This is a genomic window from Enterobacter sp. E1 (assembly GCF_016809815.1).
GTDB classification, from domain to species: Bacteria; Pseudomonadota; Gammaproteobacteria; order Enterobacterales; family Enterobacteriaceae; genus Enterobacter; species Enterobacter adelaidei.
Window position 1 is genome coordinate 326,507 of record NZ_JAFBJM010000004.1, and the last position, 20,462, is coordinate 346,968.

19 protein-coding genes are annotated in these 20,462 nt (G+C 54.3%); all 19 read right to left on the reverse strand.

Annotated elements, in window-relative coordinates; all coding sequences use genetic code 11:
- Window positions 1–2 precede the first annotated feature (2 nt).
- Window positions 3–443 carry a DcrB-related protein gene (locus JGF26_RS13345; protein WP_049005139.1) on the reverse strand — a complete coding sequence of 147 codons (441 nt, stop codon included), beginning with the start codon at window positions 441–443 and terminating at the stop codon, window positions 3–5.
- 193 nt (window positions 444–636) lie between these two features.
- Window positions 637–1,077, reverse strand: a complete 441-nt coding sequence (locus JGF26_RS13350) for a hypothetical protein (RefSeq protein ID WP_238934220.1) — start codon at window positions 1,075–1,077, stop codon at window positions 637–639.
- A 2-nt stretch (window positions 1,078–1,079) separates the two neighbouring features.
- On the reverse strand, window positions 1,080–1,625 hold the full coding sequence (locus JGF26_RS13355) for a hypothetical protein (protein ID WP_240739549.1): 546 nt from the start codon (window positions 1,623–1,625) through the stop codon (window positions 1,080–1,082).
- Between the two features lie 162 nt (window positions 1,626–1,787).
- The gene (gene tssI, locus JGF26_RS13360; protein WP_134708088.1) at window positions 1,788–3,710 is read right to left on the reverse strand and encodes a type VI secretion system tip protein TssI/VgrG; all 1,923 of its coding nucleotides are present in this window, start codon (window positions 3,708–3,710) and stop codon (window positions 1,788–1,790) included.
- A 65-nt stretch (window positions 3,711–3,775) separates the two neighbouring features.
- Window positions 3,776–4,249: a hypothetical protein gene (locus JGF26_RS13365; RefSeq protein ID WP_128347566.1), complete on the reverse strand. Its 474-nt coding sequence runs from the start codon at window positions 4,247–4,249 to the stop codon at window positions 3,776–3,778.
- A complete protein-coding gene (locus tag JGF26_RS13370; RefSeq protein ID WP_134708087.1) occupies window positions 4,246–5,013 on the reverse strand; it encodes an ankyrin repeat domain-containing protein in 768 nt (255 codons plus the stop codon). The genes JGF26_RS13365 and JGF26_RS13370 overlap by 4 nt, the downstream gene beginning before the upstream one ends.
- A gap of 31 nt (window positions 5,014–5,044) precedes the next feature.
- On the reverse strand, window positions 5,045–5,533 hold the full coding sequence (locus tag JGF26_RS13375) for a hypothetical protein (protein WP_238934221.1): 489 nt from the start codon (window positions 5,531–5,533) through the stop codon (window positions 5,045–5,047).
- On the reverse strand, window positions 5,509–6,264 hold the full coding sequence (locus JGF26_RS13380) for an ankyrin repeat domain-containing protein (protein ID WP_134708086.1): 756 nt from the start codon (window positions 6,262–6,264) through the stop codon (window positions 5,509–5,511). The genes JGF26_RS13375 and JGF26_RS13380 overlap by 25 nt, the downstream gene beginning before the upstream one ends.
- Window positions 6,265–6,278: 14 nt before the next feature.
- Window positions 6,279–6,995 (reverse strand): ankyrin repeat domain-containing protein, encoded by a 717-nt coding sequence (locus tag JGF26_RS13385; protein WP_134708211.1) that lies wholly within the window; start codon window positions 6,993–6,995, stop codon window positions 6,279–6,281.
- Window positions 6,996–7,036: 41 nt separating this feature from the next.
- On the reverse strand, window positions 7,037–8,455 hold the full coding sequence (locus tag JGF26_RS13390; RefSeq protein ID WP_134708085.1) for a phospholipase: 1,419 nt from the start codon (window positions 8,453–8,455) through the stop codon (window positions 7,037–7,039).
- Between the two features lie 36 nt (window positions 8,456–8,491).
- Complete coding sequence (locus tag JGF26_RS13395; RefSeq protein ID WP_134708084.1) at window positions 8,492–9,913, reverse strand: serine/threonine-protein kinase; 1,422 nt, start codon at window positions 9,911–9,913, stop codon at window positions 8,492–8,494.
- A 24-nt stretch (window positions 9,914–9,937) separates the two neighbouring features.
- Window positions 9,938–12,553: a type VI secretion system ATPase TssH gene (gene tssH / locus JGF26_RS13400; protein ID WP_134708083.1), complete on the reverse strand. Its 2,616-nt coding sequence runs from the start codon at window positions 12,551–12,553 to the stop codon at window positions 9,938–9,940.
- 34 nt (window positions 12,554–12,587) lie between these two features.
- Window positions 12,588–13,631, reverse strand: coding sequence for a type VI secretion system baseplate subunit TssG (gene tssG / locus JGF26_RS13405; protein WP_129323414.1), 1,044 nt, complete (start codon window positions 13,629–13,631; stop codon window positions 12,588–12,590).
- Entirely contained in the window at window positions 13,628–15,499 is a 1,872-nt protein-coding gene (gene tssF / locus JGF26_RS13410; protein ID WP_134708082.1) for a type VI secretion system baseplate subunit TssF, read from the reverse strand. Before tssF ends, tssG begins: the two co-directional genes overlap by 4 nt.
- 2 nt (window positions 15,500–15,501) lie before the next feature.
- Window positions 15,502–16,065, reverse strand: coding sequence for a type VI secretion system baseplate subunit TssE (gene tssE, locus JGF26_RS13415; protein ID WP_028018721.1), 564 nt, complete (start codon window positions 16,063–16,065; stop codon window positions 15,502–15,504).
- On the reverse strand, window positions 16,058–16,870 hold the full coding sequence (locus JGF26_RS13420; RefSeq protein ID WP_134708081.1) for a type VI secretion system accessory protein TagJ: 813 nt from the start codon (window positions 16,868–16,870) through the stop codon (window positions 16,058–16,060). The genes tssE and JGF26_RS13420 overlap by 8 nt, the downstream gene beginning before the upstream one ends.
- A gap of 9 nt (window positions 16,871–16,879) precedes the next feature.
- Window positions 16,880–17,878 carry a hypothetical protein gene (locus JGF26_RS13425; protein ID WP_108089718.1) on the reverse strand — a complete coding sequence of 333 codons (999 nt, stop codon included), beginning with the start codon at window positions 17,876–17,878 and terminating at the stop codon, window positions 16,880–16,882.
- Window positions 17,879–17,894: 16 nt separating this feature from the next.
- Window positions 17,895–18,692: a protein phosphatase 2C domain-containing protein gene (locus JGF26_RS13430; RefSeq protein ID WP_129323411.1), complete on the reverse strand. Its 798-nt coding sequence runs from the start codon at window positions 18,690–18,692 to the stop codon at window positions 17,895–17,897.
- Window positions 18,689–20,443: a type VI secretion system-associated FHA domain protein TagH gene (gene tagH, locus JGF26_RS13435; protein WP_134708080.1), complete on the reverse strand. Its 1,755-nt coding sequence runs from the start codon at window positions 20,441–20,443 to the stop codon at window positions 18,689–18,691. The genes JGF26_RS13430 and tagH overlap by 4 nt, the downstream gene beginning before the upstream one ends.
- Window positions 20,444–20,462 lie beyond the last annotated feature (19 nt).

The following is a 20,462-nucleotide window of genomic DNA, read 5'->3' on the forward strand; positions in this document are numbered from 1 at the left end:
CCTTACACATTCCGGTTGTCGTTTAGCGTCAGACTCTGCTTAAGCGCGCTCCAGCGCACCTCGTCCTCTTCGGTGAAGGCTCTGAGTGCCGAGAGGGTAAAAATCATCAATACCGGTTTGCCCGGTGTCTGAACGGCCAGCTGTTTTTGCCACAGGCGCTGGCCATTACGGTCAAAGGTGGTCTCGACTTCCAGCCCGTTAATTTTTCCGTCAGGCCCGGCTTTTACGTTGCGGAATTCACTCTGGGCAATCTCACCCATCTGAGGACGCAGAGCATCCCACTGGCGGTGGAACTCTTGTTCGTAGTTGCTGCCATCCGGGATAACGCCGCGACTGACCACCACGGACAACCCACTTTCGTCATCACGAATAATGTTCATGCTGTTATCCTGCCAGGCAGCAGGGAATAGGGAAAACGAACCTTCCTGAAGGGTGTATTTCATAAGTGAACTCGGGATGATGACTATTGAGAGAGGAATGGCCAATTCACGCTGGCCTGCTGGCCTGCTGGCCTGCTGGCTGGCTGGCTGGCTGGCTGGCTGGCTGGCTATTTTATTTTGTGAGCCAATGACCTGACTGGTCGACTAAAATATGGCTGCCTTTGCTGACAATAAATTTTACGGTGCATAATCTTGATTAGTTCATCGTTGCAAAATGCATCGTCTTGAATCTGGCGGCCCATTGCCGAATATCGGCATGAATATCCGGACTATTATCAGATGACCGATAATGAATAACGTCAGACTCCGGAACCACCCAGGCCGCAAAGATTTTGCCGTCAGGATTGATGACCAGAGCTGATGCGTTCTCCTGATAAAGATCTTTTAGCCAGCCTTCAACAAACAATCCGCCACCTGGGGTGGTATGCGGTTCACCAAAGACATCAAAGTTATCAATAAACGTCTCGTAATCTCGACCCAGCGCCTTCCTGAGATTGTCTGTCACTGCACTGTCGTCAACGATGCGACTTACCGTATCGAGGTTATTGTACTGAGATAATTCAAGTGCAAATGACGGTTCAACAGTGCCAGTCAATAAAGCTGCGAGCAAGGCAGCTGCCAAATATTTTCTGGTCATAATCACTCTGAAGTACCATTATCGTAATTCATTGTTATTTTTGCGATCTTGCTGTCTTTAATCTCAAAAGAGAGCAATTTCTTACCCAATTCATAGGAAACCCACCGTTCCCCGGAATCATTTTCGACCAGACCGTCACCGTATGCTTTATTCAGTTCCGTCGTCGTTGAACCCACATGGATACCACGCGGCGTTTTGATATCCGCTACCGTCAGCGTAATCTGCGACACGATATAATCATCAACGCGTCTTTCCGCTTTATCCCACCAGAGATTGGAACTGAATATTTCTAACCCAGCCCTTTGATGCTGGTAGAATTTATAATTGGTTCCGTCAAAAGGAACCTCACCAACAAAATTCCCTTCAACCGGCACCTCGATTTTACGCGCAACGTCATGAGTCCACCTGTCGCCCAATGCGACAGTATGGTCTTTTACCTGCACAGAAAAATCCTGTTTTACTAAAACCTGTTGAGCCAATACTTCATAACTGCTCAGACAGGTCAACATCAGGGCACAGCAGAGATATGTCGGGATGCACTTTTTCACGTTATTTGTCATTTAAGGAATGTGTATTGCGTTTCTCACCACTGGTGAAAAATGAAGACTAAAGCAAGAGAGTCAGGTTTTTTCATGGTGAAACCGAAGCGGTGCAGCACTCAGATTCATAACGGATAACGTTTTAAGTGAGCGGCAAGCACCGCTCCTGCCTTACTCACCTTTGGTCGTAAATTTCTCCTGCACCGCCGCATCAATATCCCCTTTATGTCCCGCTCCCGGTGCCGTGGTACCTGGATTTGTACCGGAGGTATTCAGATGCAGCTTACCGCCTGTGGTGATATAACCATCGCCCTCAACAAAGAAGTTAAACTCTTTGCCGATCAGGTTAATCTTGCCGTTAGCATTCAGCTCAATAGCGCTTTCACCTGAGACCAGCCGCAGCTTCGTCCCGGAAGCAATGACATACTGCTCTACCGCCGCATCCAGCTTGCCTTTACCCGTAAGGATTTCGGTTCCGCCTTTTACGGCCTGGATTTGGTTTGCTTCCACCCGATGCAATTCATTTTTCTTAACATAATGGCTGCGCTCCCCGCCGACGCTGTGCGTTTCATCGTTTTTAACGCTGGTATCCATATTGCGCTCGGCCTGGATCCACACCTGCTCTGCACCTGCTTTGTCCTCAAAGCGCAGAGCGTTTGCGTTGTCGACGGAACCGTCTTTCGTGCGGCTCATAAAGCCCATCTGCGTCGCTGCCGCGGGCAGCGCCCACGGTGGCATGCTCGCGTCGTTATACACACGGCCGGTAATAATCGGACGGTCCGGGTCGCCGTTGATAAAGTCCACCACCACCTCATCGCCGACGCGCGGGATTTGTACCCCGCCGTAGCCCTGGCCCGCCCACGCGCTCGACACGCGTACCCAGCAGGAGCTGGTGTCATCGCCCTTCGCCAGACGGTCCCAGTGGAATTTCACCTTCACGCGGCCATATTTATCCGTCCAGATACTTTCCCCCTGCGGTCCCACCACTTTCGCGGTCTGCGGCCCGTAGGTGCGTGGCCATGCCGTGGACTGCGCCGGACGGTAGACCACCGCCGACGGGATGACCGTGAAATCGGTACGGTGAATGGTTTCCCCCTCGCCGCTGGCATAGCGGTTCTCTTCGAGGTGGTAACCTGCGGCCGTCACCAGATACTCACCGTTATCGCTGAAGAACGGCGCGTTGGTTAACGAGAAGGTGTGGCCTGGCGCAATTCCTGCCGCCGTCGCGGTGGCCTGAATCTGCTGATGCTCCACCTGCCAGCGCTCCTGGCGGATGCGGGCATAGAACTCCGCATGCCCTGTTTCCACAAAGCGACCCGGCCAGTCGTAGACGTCGATGCTGCCCGGTTTCGGTGACGCCGGGTTCTGCTGAGCCTGGAACAACCACGCATTCGGCTTGCGGAAGTCATAATCGTCGAGGCTGTAAATCCCCGGCGTGACGCTGTCTTCCAGCGCCCACTGGCTGATGCCCTCTTCGTCCGTACTGCCGCCGGACGGTGTCTGGTGGTAAGGAATGACCTCATAGCCACTGAACGGCTGATGCTGCGTCGCGGCGTCGGTCAGCACCAGCGTATGTTTGTCCGCTTCGTGATTAAAGTGATACGCAATCCCTTCCAGCTCCATCAGACGGCTGATGAAGTCCAGACTGGACTCCTGATACTGCACGCAGTAATCCCACACCCGGTAGCTGCCGGTGAGTTTATCCTCAACGTTGACCTGATGCTCACCCAGCAGGGTTTTCACAATCTGTGGCACCGTCTGGCCCTGGAAGATTCGCAGGTTACGGTCACGTTTCATCGGCCACAAATCTGGCTCTACCGTCAACTGATAGACCGCATAGCGGGTGCCCGTCAGTTCCACGGCGCTGACCCCCACACGTGTGACTTTGCCGTTGATGTAGCGGGAAGTGAGCAGATTCTGCGTCGGAATGGTGACCGTGACCGGCTGCCCCAGCAGTTTACTGCGGTCAATGCGCGCATCCGTGCCGAGCAGCGTCAGCGTCAGGGCGAACGATTCGGACATCGCCTCGCGGCCAGAAAGTTTCCAGAAAAGAAGCCCCTCGACCGGGAGCTGAACGGTAATTCGGTTGAGCATAATCGTTAATCCATATGGCTTATGCGATGTAGATAATTAAGGCAATAAACGTACGATGATAATGTCTATTCTGAATCAGACTTGATATTCACAGAACAATATTTTTTCATTACAAATATGAGCGAACCAATTTTCACTATTTCAGAAAAAACAAACAGCGTGATATTGAGAGGGATAACACTCATTCCAAGACCGACTATAATCATCGGGAACAAGGTCACCGAACAACTCATGGTGAGCAGGCGCAGTACTTCCTGCGCCAGAGCAAACCGGACGGCATATCGGTGCGTTGTGAAAAAAAACCAGGCAGAGAAGCATAATGAAACCGGCCACAGAAGGTAAACGAGGTAAAAAAGCCCCGCCAATAAACCGTTTACCCCTCCTGCTATCAGCATAAAGATAATAACACCAAAGTTTCCGCCTGTAGAATCCCACCATGACTGAAGCAAGTGGTATGGGCCAATTGAATAAAACACAATACCAATGACATCCATAATGCCCCAGAAATAGAATATTTTATTTTTCGCGGTTATATTCACTCAATCCCTCTTTTGACCGGCTCTGGTGGCCACTTACCACCATGTCGAATAAGTGATTCTTTAATAGCAATAAGGTCTTTATACTCGTCGCTGTCTTTTTTTGTTTTTCTCAGAAAACGCTGCAACTGATTTCCTAATGTCCAACCATTATCAGCACGAATGTCAGGATCAGCCCCACGCTCCAGTAAAAGGAAAACATGATCGTAGGAATGAAAATCGAAAGCATCAATGAGCATCGTATTACCAAGTGAATCCGTAATGTTGATATTACCGCCCCGGTCAAGCATCACTTTCAGCGTCTCGGTGTTTTTTGCTTCAATTGATTGAAAAATAATGGGTTTATCAAAAACGTAATCTTTTGCATTCGGGGATAAACCACCATCCAGCATCGCCTTTATCCACTCCCCACTGTCTGCCATAAGAACAAATTCTGCCGGGCTACTTTTTCCATCAGGCCTTGGTTGAAGCGGGTCGGCTCCAGCCCTTATCAGTTCCGTCACAATCTGTAGGCGCGGTTGCGTTTTCTTATCATAGAGCGTATTCATCAGCGCCCAAAAGAGCAGCGTCATGTCCTCTTTACCAGGTTTGTTGAGTTCAGTTGTTGCCACAAGTTTTTTTACATGACTCGTATCGCCACGCTCAATTGCCTCAGCCAGAAAAAGCTGTGAACCACTGAAATAATCCCGGGGGCCCATCTCTACATCCCAATTGCAACCTGGCAAAAGGATTACTATTACTAACACGAAAAAATTTCGAAGAATCATTCGCCCCTCAGTGCTAGATAAAAGCACTATTTTACGCAGAAACTCCCTTCTGCACATATTTATAATATTTTAGGGAGTACAATTTTAGCGTTTCGGAGATTATGAATAAAATAAGATTAACCCAAACATTCGAGATACCAGTAACGCCCACCAGCAACGGGAATAATGAAACGGAACAACGGAATGATATCAATCGAAAAACTTCTTGAAACAGAGCAAACTTAACTGCCCAGTGCTTCCGTTTAAAGAAAAGAATTGCTGAGACAACAAAAGAAAGCAGAAGTCCTAGATCCAGGATAAAAAGGATCATTACGAATATGCCAGGCACTACAGCGTTGTGTGCATACCATAGATCAATAAATGATTGGGTATCCGAAATGACAGGTATTCTTCCCATTCGTACTGAGTTCACACAATAGAGTATGATGGCAAGAATATCCATACCACCCCAAAAAAAGAAAACCTTATCTTTTCCAGTCATGTCCTGCTTATCTCTTATTTTACTGGGACTGGTGGCCATTTACCGCCGTGCTTAATTAATTTTTCCTTTATCTTATTTAGGATTTGATAGTGCTCGTCATCTTCTTTTGTGTCAGTTAAAAGACGCTCAAGTTGATTACCTAAAGTCCAGCCACCTTTTCCAGGAATTGTAGGATCCGCACCACTATCCAGTAATAACAGTACATGCTCGTATTTACCGTAATCCATTGCATACATCAGTAAAGTATCTCCGAGCGAGTCAGTGACGTTGATATTTGCTCCTCTGTCAATCATGACCTTTAGTGTCCTGGTATTTTTTGCTTCAAGCGTGTTGAATATTATTGGCTTATTGAAAGTCTTATCTTTAGCATCAGTCGATAAGCCACCATCTAGCATTGCCTTTATCCATTCACCATTATCACTTTTCAGAACAAATTCAGCCGGGCTGCTATCACCTTTCTGAGTTTGCTGGAGTGGATCCGCTCCACTCTTTACCAGATCAGTTATTATTTTTAATTTCGAGACAGAATTTCGATCATTTATTGAGCATCCCACAGCCCAGAACAGCAGAGTCATATCATGTTGCCCTGGTTTGTTGAGCTCGGTTTTTGGGGCAAGTTTGTTAACTTCTTCGAACTTGCCACTTTCAATAGCCTGAGCCAGAACCAGTTGCTGGCCACCGAAGTAGTCTTGCGGATTTTGATTTGTGTTCTGTCTACATCCCTGTAACAAAACGATAAAAATCAGCATCAGACGAACAGCGAGATGCATATGCTATACATATCCTATTTAACTGGAGTCGGTGGCCATTTCCCGCCATGTTGAATAAGCGCCTCTTTAATTTCGTTGAGCTTCTTGTATAACTCGCTCCCCTCTTTCGCTCTATCCAGTTCGAGCTGCAATTGATTTCCCATCGACCAGCCACTTTCAGCTTTTATCTCAGGGTTTGCTCCACGCTGCAGCAAAAGAAGTACATGATCATAGGCTCCGTAATCAAGGGCATCAATCAACAGCGTTTTTCCTAATGAATCAATCACATTAATATTGCTTCCTTGATCAAGCATCGCTTGCAGCGTCTCTGTATTTTTTGCCTCAATAGTTTGAAATATAATTGGCTCATCAAAAATTTTATCTTTTGCATTCGGAGATAAGCCACCGCCAAGCATAGCCTTAATCCAGACACCGCTATCTGCTTTTAGCACAAACTCAGCCGGGCTACTCCCTCCATTTGGTCTAGGCTGTAAGGGGTCTGCCCCTGACTTAACCAGGATAGTAATTATTTTCAAATGGTTTGCCGTTTTTTTATCGTTTATTGAATTCATGACAGCCCAAAATAATAATGTCATATCTTCTTTGCCAGGCTTGTCTAAATCAGTCTCTGAAGCTAATTTCATCACCTCATCGACCTCACCATTCTCGATTGCACGGGCTATTGTTAGCTGTTGCCCGCTAAAATAATTGTCTGGTTTTAAATCCATATTTTGTTTACACCCCTGAACCATTAAAATGAAACCAAGCACTACCCAGCCTGTTAAAAATGATTTCACGCGCGGCTCCTGATAATAGAAATGTCTTCATCCTTCTGCTGTTCTATGCAGTCTATTGCCTGACCAATCCCATGTCGATCCAGCGGACCGCCTGTCCCACCGGGAAGATCGTGTACAACACCGGCAGCGTTAGGCATAATGGCAGAGATTTCTTCTTTGGCTATAAGTGTTGGGATGTGACCGTTCAACATTTTATAGTCTTCCACAAGATTCACTTCCTGAATTTTAGTCAGCAGTTCGCCTTCAACACGATAAGCCTGAATATTATCCTTATTACCGAGCAAGCTTCCGCCATACTTTTCAACAGTGCTTGAATGCAAACCGGCCGCATTAAAGGTCCATCCTGCTTGACCGCTCGCCACAGATGTAGCTGAAGCTAAACCACCTCCCAGAGAGTGCCCCGCAATATCTATTTTTTGACCTGATCTATATATTTGCTTACCAATTTGAACGGCTTTTCTATAATAATCAGATTCCATTCCTAATCCTTGAGCGGCATTATTTTTCCAGTCAGCCATGTTTTTCATTGGGAAAAACTCTGGCTCCCTCGAGCCTCTAAAGACTAAAGTGGGATTCATGTCTTTACCGAACACTTTGGGATCAGGCTGATAAACACGTGAAAGAAAATCAGGTGAGTTGGCCTTATCATAGAGCATGTTGCTTTTGAGACCTAATTTGTCTAACGCACTCGCATCATTACTAATATCCTTCCACCCCTCAGGCACCCCAGGCGTGGTTTCCAGCGGGTTCACGGTCTTATACACATTCTCCGCCAGTTTCGCTTTTTCTACCGCGATATTATTCGCCGCCAGGCGTTTAGCCGCAATCTGCGCGTCGGGATACACGCTATTGCTTCCCTTCGCAATCAGATCCTTACGTGCCTGCCAACGCTCTGCCTTGGTCATCTCCTGCAGTTGCGCCGCGTAGGTTTTACCGTCTTTGCCCGGTGTCGGCTTATCCGGCATCTGTGCCGTTTTGGATTTCACAACCTGCTTCGGCAGCACTGTTGGCGCAGGGCGAGAACCATAGGTTCGCACCATCGTTTCGTAACGATCGACAATGGTACTTACCGGGTACCAGCCCAGACCGTTCAACGAGGCGGCCTGCAGACGGCCATCGGCATTGATATAAAACATCTCCGTCACCGACGACCAGTTGCGATAGCTCTCGTCAATAGCAACGACCCTGCCCATATCGAGATCCTGCACAATCAGCTTACGGGTATCACGCCCTGACTGATAAGGATTCGCGCCAGTGATGGCGTGCAGCAAATCGTAGCGCGTGAACAGGGAGCGCAGCGAATTGTCAGGAACCGACATAATCCACTGCCCGGCAACGGACGGGCGGATAATTTTCGCAAAAAGCGCTGGCGAGACATTCTCGTTGAAAAGATAGACAAACTTAATGTTATACATTCGCTCCGTCCTGTTACCTGTCCCTGTCTACCTTACTTATGGATTCACCAGCCAGGTGCCAGGCTTCGCAATATCCAGCGTCTGGGTACGCGTTCTTCCGTTGCCCTGCAATTCAATCTTCACTTCACCAGCGGGCAGCTTGAGCGACGCATAGCCGTTGGTTGCCGGACGCAGCGCTTTTGTCTCGCCGTTTACTCTCAGCGTTTCGCCGTCGAGAATACGGATATAGACCAGGGCAACCGGGCTGGCGTCGACGGGCGGTGGCACCTGCTGCGCCGTCGCCTGTTCATTAACCTTCGCCGTTTCTGGCTTCACGTCTGGCGTGTTCGCGGCGGTTTCTGTCGGACGTGTTTCTGCCGGTGCCTGTGCAGCCTGCTCAGGCGCATCATGGCCGCCGCTAAACAGCATCGCTCCGGCGACAACGCCCACCAGCACACCTGCGGCAACCATCCCAGGGATCTTGTAGCGACGCCAGTCGAGTACAGAAGCCGGTTTTTCCTCTTCCACCGGAACCAGCATCGTGCCAGGTTTTTTCGCCGTCAGCACATCGTTGATACCGGCGACCGGCATCTCAATCAGCGCGGCGAACTCGTCGATTGACTGCGGACGGTCCTCCATGTGCAGCGCCAGCGCGCGGTCAATGGCCTGCAGCAGCGGAATGGAATAGCCCTGCGGCATGATTTCTACCAGCGGTTTGCAGGTGTCCTGGATAGAACGCACCACGCTGACCGGCGGCGGCGATCCCACAATTAGCGTACGCAACACCGCGCCGAGGGCGTAAATATCTGTCCACGGGCCCTGCTCGCTTTCGTTGTCGTCGGTGTACTGCTCAATCGGCGCAAAGCCAGGGCGCAACATGGTTTCCGTTTCGTCAGACAGGTTACCAATAGTGCGACGTGCGGAGCCGAAATCGAGCAGTACCGGCAGACCGTTCTCCTGAATTTGAATGTTATCCAGGGAGATGTCGCGGTGCAGATAACCCTCGTCATGGATGGTCTTAATCGCGCCAAACAACATCGGCAGCGTACGACGGATCCAGGCCTCGTTAATCAGCTCCGGCTTTTCTTCACGCAGGCGAGAAAGCGTGGTACCGCTGTAAAACAGCGTCCCCATATAGGCAGTGTCGTTTTGTACCCAAAAACGCAGCACATGTAGCAGGTTCGGGTGGTTAAAACGCGCCAGCAGACGGGCCTCCTGAATAAAGCTGTTCAGGCCTGCGGAAAAGGCTTTGCCAAAGCGCTCACTGCGCAGCACGAGGGTCATGTCATCGCCACGCACGGCGAGCGAAGAAGGCATAAATTCTTTGATAGCGATAGTGCGTTCGAGCTGATGATCCCACGCGCGATAGACGATGCCGAATCCGCCGCCGCCGATCACCTCTTTGATTTCAAACTCGTTGAAGCGATACCCGACCGGGAGCGCGTTTGGAACAGTCCGATTGTTATCATTATCCGTCATCTTTTACAGTTCTCTTGATGATTATTACGCGGCAAACTGACAGTGAAACTCGCCCTGCTCGCAGGTGACATGCAGACGTCGATACTGCTCGTCGCTGCGGCTGGCGGTAAGTAAGATCTGGCTCATCTGAGGCAGCAGGGTATTGGTCAGGATAGCGTCCACCATGCGACCACCAGACTCCACCTCGGTACAGCGCTGAACAATTTGTTCCACCACGCTGTCGTCAAACTCAGAAATAATGCTGTGATTCTCTTCCAGACGACGCTGAATGCGCTTGAGCTGCAGGCGAACAATCAGCCCCAGCATCTCGTCACTGAGCGGGTAGTACGGCACCACCAGCAGGCGGCCCAGCAGCGCTGGCGGGAATACTTCCAGCAGTGGCTGGCGAAGCGCGCCGCTCAGGGCGTCTGGCTCCGGCATCAGATCCGGATCGGCACACATGGCGCTGATCAGATCGGTGCCAACGTTAGACGTCAGAATAATTATGGTGTTACGGAAATCAATGTGGCGACCCTCGCCGTCTTCCATCCAGCCTTTGTCGAAGACCTGGAAGAAAATCTCGTGTACGTCCGGGTGCGCTTTTTCAATTTCATCCAGCAGCACCACGCTGTACGGACGACGGCGGACCGCCTCGGTTAACACCCCGCCTTCACCATACCCTACGTACCCCGGAGGCGCACCTTTTAAGGTGGAAACGGTGTGTGCTTCCTGGAACTCACTCATGTTGATAGTGATAACGTTCTGTTCACCGCCGTACAGCGATTCGGCGAGCGCCAGTGCGGTTTCGGTTTTACCGACGCCAGACGGGCCACACAGCATAAAGACCCCGACCGGTTTGTTCGGGTCGTCGAGTTTCGCCCGTGAGGTTTTGACGCGACGGGCAATGAGCTCCAGACCGTGACGCTGGCCAATAACGCGCTGGTTGAGCGTGTCGGCGAGGTTCAGCACCGCGTCGATCTCGTTTTTCACCATCCGGCCCAGCGGGATGCCGGTCCAGTCAGAAACCACTGCAGCGACCACGTTTTCATCCACCGCCGCGAACAGCAGCGGTTCATCACCCTGCAAGGCGTTCAGCGCCTGCTGCTGTTCCGCCAGTTGGCGGCGAAGCTCAGCGTTATCGTCGTCGCCCGCTGCAAACAGCGCGGCACGCAGGCGGATAATCTCCTGCACCAGGCTGCGTTCCTCTTCCCAACGCTGGGCCAGGGCTTCGCGCTTTGTTTCATACGCGTCGCGATCTGCAAGTAATGCCGTCACGCGATCGACGTCACCTGCCCCCACGCGGGCTTCGCGTTCCGCTATCTCAATTTCCACGTCCAGCGCGGCAAGGTGGCGCAGGCAGTCTTCCAGCTGCGCAGGTGGCGCGCTTTGGCTGACCGCGACGCGGGCACAGGCGGTATCAAGCAACGCAACAGCTTTATCCGGTAGCTGACGCGCCGGAATGTAGCGATGCGACAGCTTCACCGCCGCGCTGACCGCTTCGTCCAGCAACAGGACCTGGTGATGGGTCTCCAGCGGCGAGACGGTGCTGCGCAGCATCAGAATGGCTTTGGCTTCATCCGGCTCGTGAACCTGTACCGTCTGGAAACGACGGGTCAGCGCCGGATCTTTCTCAATGTATTTTTTGTACTCTGCCCAGGTCGTGGCCCCGATGGTACGCAGTTGCCCGCGAGCCAGGGCTGGCTTGAGCAGGTTCGCCGCATCACCGGTCCCCTGCTGGCCACCTGCGCCAATCAGAGTGTGGATCTCATCAATGAACAGAATGATCGGTGTAGCGCTGGACTGCACTTCATTGATTAATGCCTGCAGACGCGCTTCGAACTCGCCTTTCATGCCTGCACCGGCCTGTAGCATGCCGATATCCAGCAGCCAGAGTTGAATATTTTGCAGCGGTTCCGGCACGTCGCCGTCGGCGATACGCAACGCCAGTCCTTCCACCACGGCCGTTTTCCCGACCCCGGCTTCTCCGGTCAGCAGCGGATTGTTCTGACGGCGGCGCATCAGAATGTCGACCATCTGGCGGATCTCTTCATCACGCCCGACCACCGGATCAATTTTCCCTTCACGGGCACGCGCAGTCAGGTCCTGACCATACTGGGCCAGCGTGCCCTGTGCAGCCGGTACCGCACCGGTTGGCACATCCGCCGCGGCAGCAGCCTGCTGCGTCTCTTTGCTGTTGGCGCAAATAGCGTCGAACTGCTCAATCAGCACCTCGACGTTAAGGCGAGTAAACTGCGCAGAGATGCTTTTCAGCACGTTAGCCAGATTCCAGGTTTTCAGTATGCCGATCAGCAAATGCCCGCCACGAATACGGCTGACGCCAAACTTCAGCGAGCCGAACACCCAGGCGCGCTCCACAGCGCTGTCGATATGTTCGGAGAGATCGGAAACGGAGCTCGCGCCGCGCGGGAGTGCGTCCAGCGCGGCCACGATATCACGCGTCAGTTGCTGTTCGTCGAGACCAAAGTGGCGGATGACCTGCTGCAGATCGCCATCCTGCTGCTGCATCAGCTGATGCAGCCAGTGCACCAGCTCAACATAGGGGTTGCCGCGCAGCTTGCAGAACGCAGTGGCGCTTTCCAGAGAGGTAAATAACAGCGTATCCAGTTTGCCGAAAAGCACGGCACGGCTAATTTCTGACATGTTCGGTTCCGTTGATAACAATGCGTTAGAAAAATTATCGCTCTGCGCAATACACCAGGTCGCCACGCGGGACAGGCTGCGGCTGAAGTCCCAGCCAGGTGTTATAGCCTAATCGCCCGGCGCTGCCGAGCGTGGTGCCCTGTACCGCGTCTTCACGCAGGATCACCCGTGTTTCCCATTCAAACTCCACCCCAAGATACTGGCGCACCCAGTCGCGCAGCTCGGTGACCCACGCTTCGCCCGGCAGAAAACGGTTGTACTCCTCCGCGCTCAGCGGGCCAATGTCGATGCGAAACTTGTGCTGCACGTCGCGGACGGCAACGCCGAGAAACGCAGATTCGCCCAGACGAGGCAAACGACGTCCTTCGCCCAACTGCGCCTGCTCACGCGGTGAAAGCGGCATCCACTGCGGCACGTTGCTTATCAGTTTGACCGGCGCTTTAAAATAGTTGCGCAGGATCTTCTCCAGCCCCTCGGGATCCCGCCCGTGACGGGTCAGGTGCCCGGCGTGGGTAAAACGGGCATGCGAGCTCAGGCTGCCTTTGTCCATCTGGCCCGGCTGTCCCATACCAATCAGCGACGCCAGATACCCCTCAAAGCGCCTGTTGTCGGCGCGGTCCAGAGAGACTGCAGGCTGCGCATCCGCCCACGCGCGATAAAACAGCAGCGTCAGACGATGATGGAACAGATCGGCAAACGCGCTCAGGCTGGTGTCCTGGTGATGATGAATACGCTCGCGGGCGTACTCGGTCATGTGTACCGGCAGCGGGCCGTTAGGGCCAAACAGGCCGAAGCTGAGGATAGACACTTCATGCAGCCCGCTTTCCTCCCGCAGGCCGACCTGTGCCACCGTCGACGGCGCAAAACTCATCGACGGCTGCTGACCGATGCGTAACGGCTCAAACTTTGGCAGTGGCGCGCGTCCCAGCGGGTAGCGCTCGCCGCCCTGAGCATCAATACGCCTTAACAGCTGGAACAGATCGTAGCGCCACGGGGTCTCGCGAACGCCATGCCAGAACGTATCCGGCAGCGGCGTCAGGCGCTGGACGCGCAGCGGTGCGACAGCAACGTCACTCATAGCAGCGCCCTTTTACCCATCCGCGGAGCCCAGTAGCCGATCTCGCCGCGCTGCTGACTTTGCAGGGTGAACTCGGTGAAGCTGTTGATCGACACCAGCCGGGCAAACAGGCGCTCCAGCACGCTGCCAAAAAGCCAGGGGCTGGCACCGGAAAACGCCCGCTCATCCACCGTCAGGGTAATACCGATCCCACGGGCGAAAACGACCGGACCGGGTTCAGGAACACGACGGTGAACGGGTTCCAGCACGCAGTGGCGAACCCCTTCGACCTGACGCGCAACGGGCGTTTCTGCCAGGTTAGCATACAGCCCTAACAGCTGACGCAGCGCCGCCGCGCCCTCTTCATTTTCGCTGTCCATCAGGCTGAGGTAGTTCATCTGCAACTGACTGATAAGCCGCCAGGTACTGAACCCTTCGGCCAGCGCCGGACGCGGTGGCGTTGGGCCTTTACGCAAGGTCAGGGATTTCACCGGCATGGAGTCAGCCATAATGAATTGCCCGAGCTCCTGCTGCAGCATCAGCGGCAGATCGCGGCTGGTGCACAACACCTCTGCAGAGATGTAGCGCAGGTTTTCCTGCCAGGGTGCATGCTGTTCATCCACCAGCGAAACAAAGACCTCCGAACCGATATAACCGGTACGGGTGCCGTATCGCAGAGCATGTTCTGAGAGCACGCGCTGTTCCCGGCGCTGAGAAAAATAGGCACCGTAATTACCCGCATCGCCGCTCCAGGTACTCCAGAAAGGACGAAACGTCTGGTCGTCACGCTGGCCGTCGGCGCTGCCGAAGATTTTATTCACGGCGTAAATTTCATAATCCAGCGGACGGATGTTATCCACCACCAGATGGTATTCATGCTGACCGTCGTTGAGCTTTTGTCGCGCCGCCACTTTCGGGAACAGATTGATCACCGGCGTACAGTGCAACGCCAGATGACTGGCATCAACGACGCGCTCCAGCTGTTCATCCGATTTATCCAGCAGGATGAAAATATCAAAGGCTTTTTCGTCTTCGCAGCGCTGAATAAGCCTGCTCAGACCGCTCAGGCTGATGAAGCGGAAACGTGCCGGAAAAGCAAAATACTCCTGCAACAGGCGATAACCGTCAAAGTTACGCAGATCGTCCGGGAGCAGCGCCTGATCCGGTTCAAAGCCCTCCTGACGCAAAGCGTCAGATGCCAGCAGTTGTCGCTGCGGCTGAGGGCTGACCGTCTGGCAGACGATCCCGGCGTGGTGCTCCATCACCAGCTCCAGCAGTTTCAGCGCTTCAATGTCAGGACCGCCGAGGAAAAATTCCAGACGGTCGAAATCCAGGTGACCGAGGTTTTGCGGGCCGTCGCAGGCAATGCGGATCCGTAACGCGCTGTTGATCCCCCGTTGGCTCAGGCCCAGCTGCGCCAGCGGCAGGTCAGCAGGCACCCCGCCCAGTTCGACTTTCTCGATTTTCAGCGGCAGCAGGTTGACCTCGTGCGCAGTGGTATAGCTGCAGGTCACGCCGGTTTTTTTCAGCGCCAGGCTGTCCATCATAGTGCCGCGCGGCACGATAAAGCCTTTGCTCAGATCGCCCCGGCTACTGTCTGGCTGGATTTCAGCAATCGCCATTGAGGGGGTCGGGGCGAGATAGTTCGGTGCAATCATCTCCAGCAGGCGCTGAGAGAAGCGCGGAAACTCCGCATCCATTTTCATCTGCACGCGGGACGTCAGGAAGGCAAAGCCCTCCATCAGACGTTCGGTATACGGGTCCGCAACCTCGATGCCACGCATGCCCAGCCGTCCGGCGACTTTAGGGTAGCGTTCTGCAAATTCAGCCCCCATTTCGCGCAGGTAGGCCAGTTCACGGTTGTAGTATTCGAGCAGTTTACTTTCCATGATTACCCCGCATCTTTCAGTTCAAAATGGCCGTTTTCCAGATCGACATCAGTGCGAAACAGAAACTCCAGCGGGTATGGCACACACCACAAACGCCCTTTGATTTCGATGGACAGCACGTTGTGCAGATCCAGCGATGAGGTATCCGATACGCAGCGAACCTGCAGCCCTTGCGGCAAAATACGTGGTTCAAAATTGATGATGGCCTCAGTGAGCTTGCGCTGAATGTCGTGCCATTCGATATCCGACATGCGCTTCCCGGCCAGCGGCGCAACACCAAAGTTGATCACCGAGCGGTTGACGTGTGGCAACGCACTCAAATCACCGGACGCATCATGGTTAATGGTGTTAAACAGCCACTGCAGATCCCGCAGGACATTGCGACGCAGCGCAGCGTGGGTGATCAGATTGCTGTTGGCCGACTCGCGTTTTTTTTCCGGGTCGTTATCGGTGAGGCGATCCAGCAGTGAGGGCTGCATTTTATCGCGCGCCCCCACCTTCTCCTGCTTGCTGCGGGCTTGCCAGCCGCTGCGCAGCAGATCGCCTTCGCCAGCGGGATTACTCATCGGCTCCATCCGTCGCAAACGTCACGAGGCTTAGCGTCAGCAGCGGGCTTTCGCTTTGTTCGCTCAGCCAGGCTTTCTGCCCCATCCCTTCGTAAAGGGTGGCGTCCTCGTCGAGCGGACGCCACTCGGTGGTGCGTCCCAGCTTGACCGCATCGGAGGCATCGTCCGCAAAAGGATAGCGCGCCGGGATCTGACACACCTGTTCCGTACCGTCGGTCAGACGTACCAGCGCATGGCGCCAGACGAGATCGGTGACGCTGGCCGGGGCCTGGAAGCGGATTTCTGCGATGGCGCTAAACGGCAGCCAGAAATAGCGACCGTTCACAATGGTTTCACACACCGGACCGAGACGGGCATCGCCATCCATCAGCCAGTCAAACGTCTGTGTTTCCTCGTTTTCGAGGGTGAGGTGTCCCGGGTTTGCCTGCGCCTGTTCAAGGGCGTCCAGACGCAGTACCGCTGCTTGTTCGCCTTCTTCGCTCAGCGCCGCAGCAAGCGTGGTCAGCCACGGCCACTGGGTTTCAGGCATGGCCGGACGCGCTTGTCCCGCCATTACCTGCGCACGTTGCAACTCGCCCTGGATTGACTGCTCCAGCAGCGTAACCGTTGGCTTTGCCTGAGGCTTCAGCGCCAGCCAGCTTTTCAGTTGAGTCAGCGCACGCGTCCAGTTGCCGCTGAGGGTTAAAAACTGCACGAACGCGGCGCGGAGATCGGCATCTGCCGGACGGGCTTTGATTTCGGCTTCAAGACGTGCCAGCGCGTCGCTGAGCGACTCACCCGCCAGGTGTTGATAAAGCGTATTCATAGCCATTCCTTAATTCGCCGCGCGCCACGCACCGACTGCCGGGTCGCGCAGTTGAGGACGCAGGGTATCAATCAGAACGATATTCACCGGGGTACCGGGTGCAACCCAGGCGCTCCAGGTTTTTTTCACTGCCGCAATACGCGCCTGCAGTTTTGCATCGTCGCTGGCGGTTTCACGGGAAATCTCCACCGCTACGGTGCCGTTGCTCTTCCAGCTATTTAGGGTGTCGTCGTAAGGCAGGATCATCCAGCTCTGGTCGCTGTTTGGGGTGCTGAATACCATGCGCTCTTTGTTGACGGAGGTGATCAGCGCGTTTTCAGGGTTGGCGCTTTGATTCAGCCCCGTTACCGGGAAGCCATGAATGTACGTCACTGCCATCTCTTTCTGCCCGCCGTTACGGGACTGCGAGATGACGGCGTGTCCGCTCAGCCAGCTCCCGTTACCGCAGCGGGTGGTGTCAGTATCCGGAATAAACAGCGCCGGTGCTGAGGAGCCCCCTTCCCAGAAGGTGCGTAGGTGGCAACCATCCTGAAGGGTAAATTCCTGCCACGGCGTGCGGTCGGCGGCAGCAGTTTGGGCGGCGACATTCTGGTCCGGCGGCACTAATGCACCGCTGGCAGGGGTTGCGGTTACGGTCGCTGCAGGGGCGGACTGCTCCTGTTTCACCACCAGCGCCCAATCCTGTGCTTTACCTGCTGTGCCCTGTGCCAGCGTCGTGCCCGCCGGATCGTTAAGCGTCCAGTTGAGCTTATTCACTTTGCTGCACTGGTGTTCCAGCAGGGAGCCAAGACGTGGCACAAAGTTCTCCAGAACGGAAACGTCTTTCTTGCCATTCGCCACAATACGCAGGGCCACCTCGGGCTTACACCAGCTCTGCGGCGTGTTGTCTTTGATGTTGTCGATCCAGATATCCAGCTTCTGCGCAGGTGACTGCACAATGCGGAAATTCTCAGCCTGCGCGGTGGAAGCCACCGTCAGAAGTGCCAAACCCGATAGCCAAAGTTTCATATCGTTCCTTGTGTGTCTAATCAGTTCCGCAGGGAAGAAATTGTGCTGCGTCAGAGAGTGTGTGCAGCAATGTGGTGTCCTGAGGGTTGCCCATCCATACCGCCAGGGCGGTATAGTTATCCTGCGCATTCCCCTCCTGCTCGGCATTCTTTTGAATAATTTGGTTCATTAAGGTCAGCCATTCTTGCGGCGTGTTGACCATGTGTAGCGATTGTTTCATCTGCTCTTCGCTGACGCCATGCCAGAAACCGTCTGTGCAGAGTAAAAAGGCATCGCCGTCTTCAACCTGAACCACGTCGCTATAGCTCGCTTCCGGTCCACCGTTTTCAATCCCCAGCGCCAGATACAGCAGGTTGCTGTTCAGGTTGTCAGTCTGGTGTCCTGCGTCTTTCATCTGTTGCACCAGGCTGTGGTCGGTGGTGACATGCCACAACCAGCCCCGACGAAACAGATACAGACGGCTGTCTCCGGCGTGCGCCCAGTACGCCAGACCGTAATCCCTGTCAATAAACAGGCTGACCAGCGTCGTGCCCATCCGGCGATAGTCCTGTACCGCCTGCTGTTCACTGAGAATGGTGCGGTTCGCCGTTTTCACATAGTCACGTATATGCTGCGCGTTGAGGTGCTTGTTGCCATCGAAGCGGGAGATAATGCTGTTGCGGGCCAGTTCAGCGGCGACGTCACCACCCGGCAGGCCCGCGATGCCGTCACAGACGACAAAGCAGGCTGAACGTTCCCCAATGGTTTCTCCCGTCTGATCCTGGTTGCTGGCGCGCGTCCCCTGGCGGGAGAGAGAAGCCGTTGCGATATTCATTTGTCTTCCGATCCGCTCTGTGAGTCTTTGTACTGATTCACCTCCATGTCATACGCATGAAGAAAGGCTTCGCCGAACAGGGTATGGAAGTCATCCTCAATCTCACCGGCCGTCTCACCATAGCTGCGGACAAAATAGTCCCACAGGGCGGCTTTGCGGCTGCCCGGTAGCGCCAGACGGGAGGTCATGCCGTTCTGCTTCGCCTGCTCTTCCAGTTGTTCCGGGTTAAAGGACTGTAGCATCGCGGCAATAATGGCGCGGATACCGGAGATCATGCCCAGCTGATGCGCCTGCAGATCGATCAGCGCGTCGCGCACGGATTTTGTTGGCGGCATAAAGCCCGGCATCGGGGTGCCGAACATCTGGATCAGCACGGTTTTGCCGGTCGGCAACAGCTTGAACGGGTTGTTGGCATCGTCCAGCACCATGGTCATGTCGGCTTTTACGCCGCGCTTGAGGATGGAGCGCGAGGAGAGCAGCGCCACGGTTCCCTGAGAGAACATACCCAGAATCTGCCCCAGCTGACGCATATTTTCACGGTCAAACTGCGGCACCGGCTGCATTTCACTCAGGCCCATGCCTTCCAGCAGCGCCTCCAGCAGTTCACCCTGCAACACATCGCCCTTCTCGCCATTGTTTACCGTGGCGGTTGAGGTGGCAGTGTTATTGACCGGATCGATACGCAGACGGCCCTTAGGGGCCTGAGCGCTACTGCGCGTCACAGCCTGCGGCGTAGGCATCGTGAAGCCTGCATAATCTGGTCGCACGGGCGCTTCTTCTGCACGCGGTGCTTCCTGCGGCTCAGGGGCAAACAGCGGAGAATCAGCCAGCACGTTGTCTTCCTGCTCAGGTTCAGGTAATGGCTGATTGTCGATGACCTCATCCGGATGGGTTAACGGCGTGCCGCCCATCAGCCCGAGTGGGTCATCATTACGTGCAGCTGGCGCGCTGGCCTTGCCACCAAACAGGGCCAGCGGATCGAGTTCATCTGTCGCCTCTTCTTCTGGTGCGGGTTTACTCTCTACCGGCGGCACCAGTGTTGACGGGGTGACGTCATCGAAGATGCTCTCTTTTTTGAACAACGCTTCATCGCTGAACAGCGTGTCCGGATCGACATTCTTACGCTCAAGCTTAGGATCGCTGTCGTTGAACATCGCCAGCGGATCTTCAGCGTTACGCTCCGGGGCCGCAGGCTGGGAGAAGGGATCGTGCGAAGCTGCAGGCTGCGGTTTTGCGCGGTTGCTGGAGATACTGTCGGAGATAGAGAACTCCTGCATCAGGTTATCCCAGATTTCAGTTGGCACGGCTGTCGGCTCTGCTTTCGCTCGTGGCGCTGCACTCACAGGCTTCGGTTGCGGAGCGGGTGCGGGTGCGACAGTCGGACGTGCCTGCTGCTGCATGCTGGCCGCCATACGGCTCACGGGCTGCGTGTCGTGGATCAGCTCGGTCACTTCGAGGCGGTAGTCATCAATACCAAGAATGTCGCCATCCTGCAGTTCAACCTGACGCCCCCGCTCCAGCGGAATATCATTTAATACCACGCGGGTGACGCTGCCACGGTTGGTCACGCGGCATTCACCCTGAGCGTCAACGTGAACAATGGCCTGCAGACGAGAGATAGTGCGGTCATTATCCGGCAACACCAGGTTGTTATCCGTACCGCGCCCAATGGTGCCGCCCGGGGCGTAAAAATCACAGCTGCTTTGTGGCGGCTGATGACCGGGTTTTGTAGAAATAATCGTGAATCGCATGGCGTATTCCTGCTGGTAT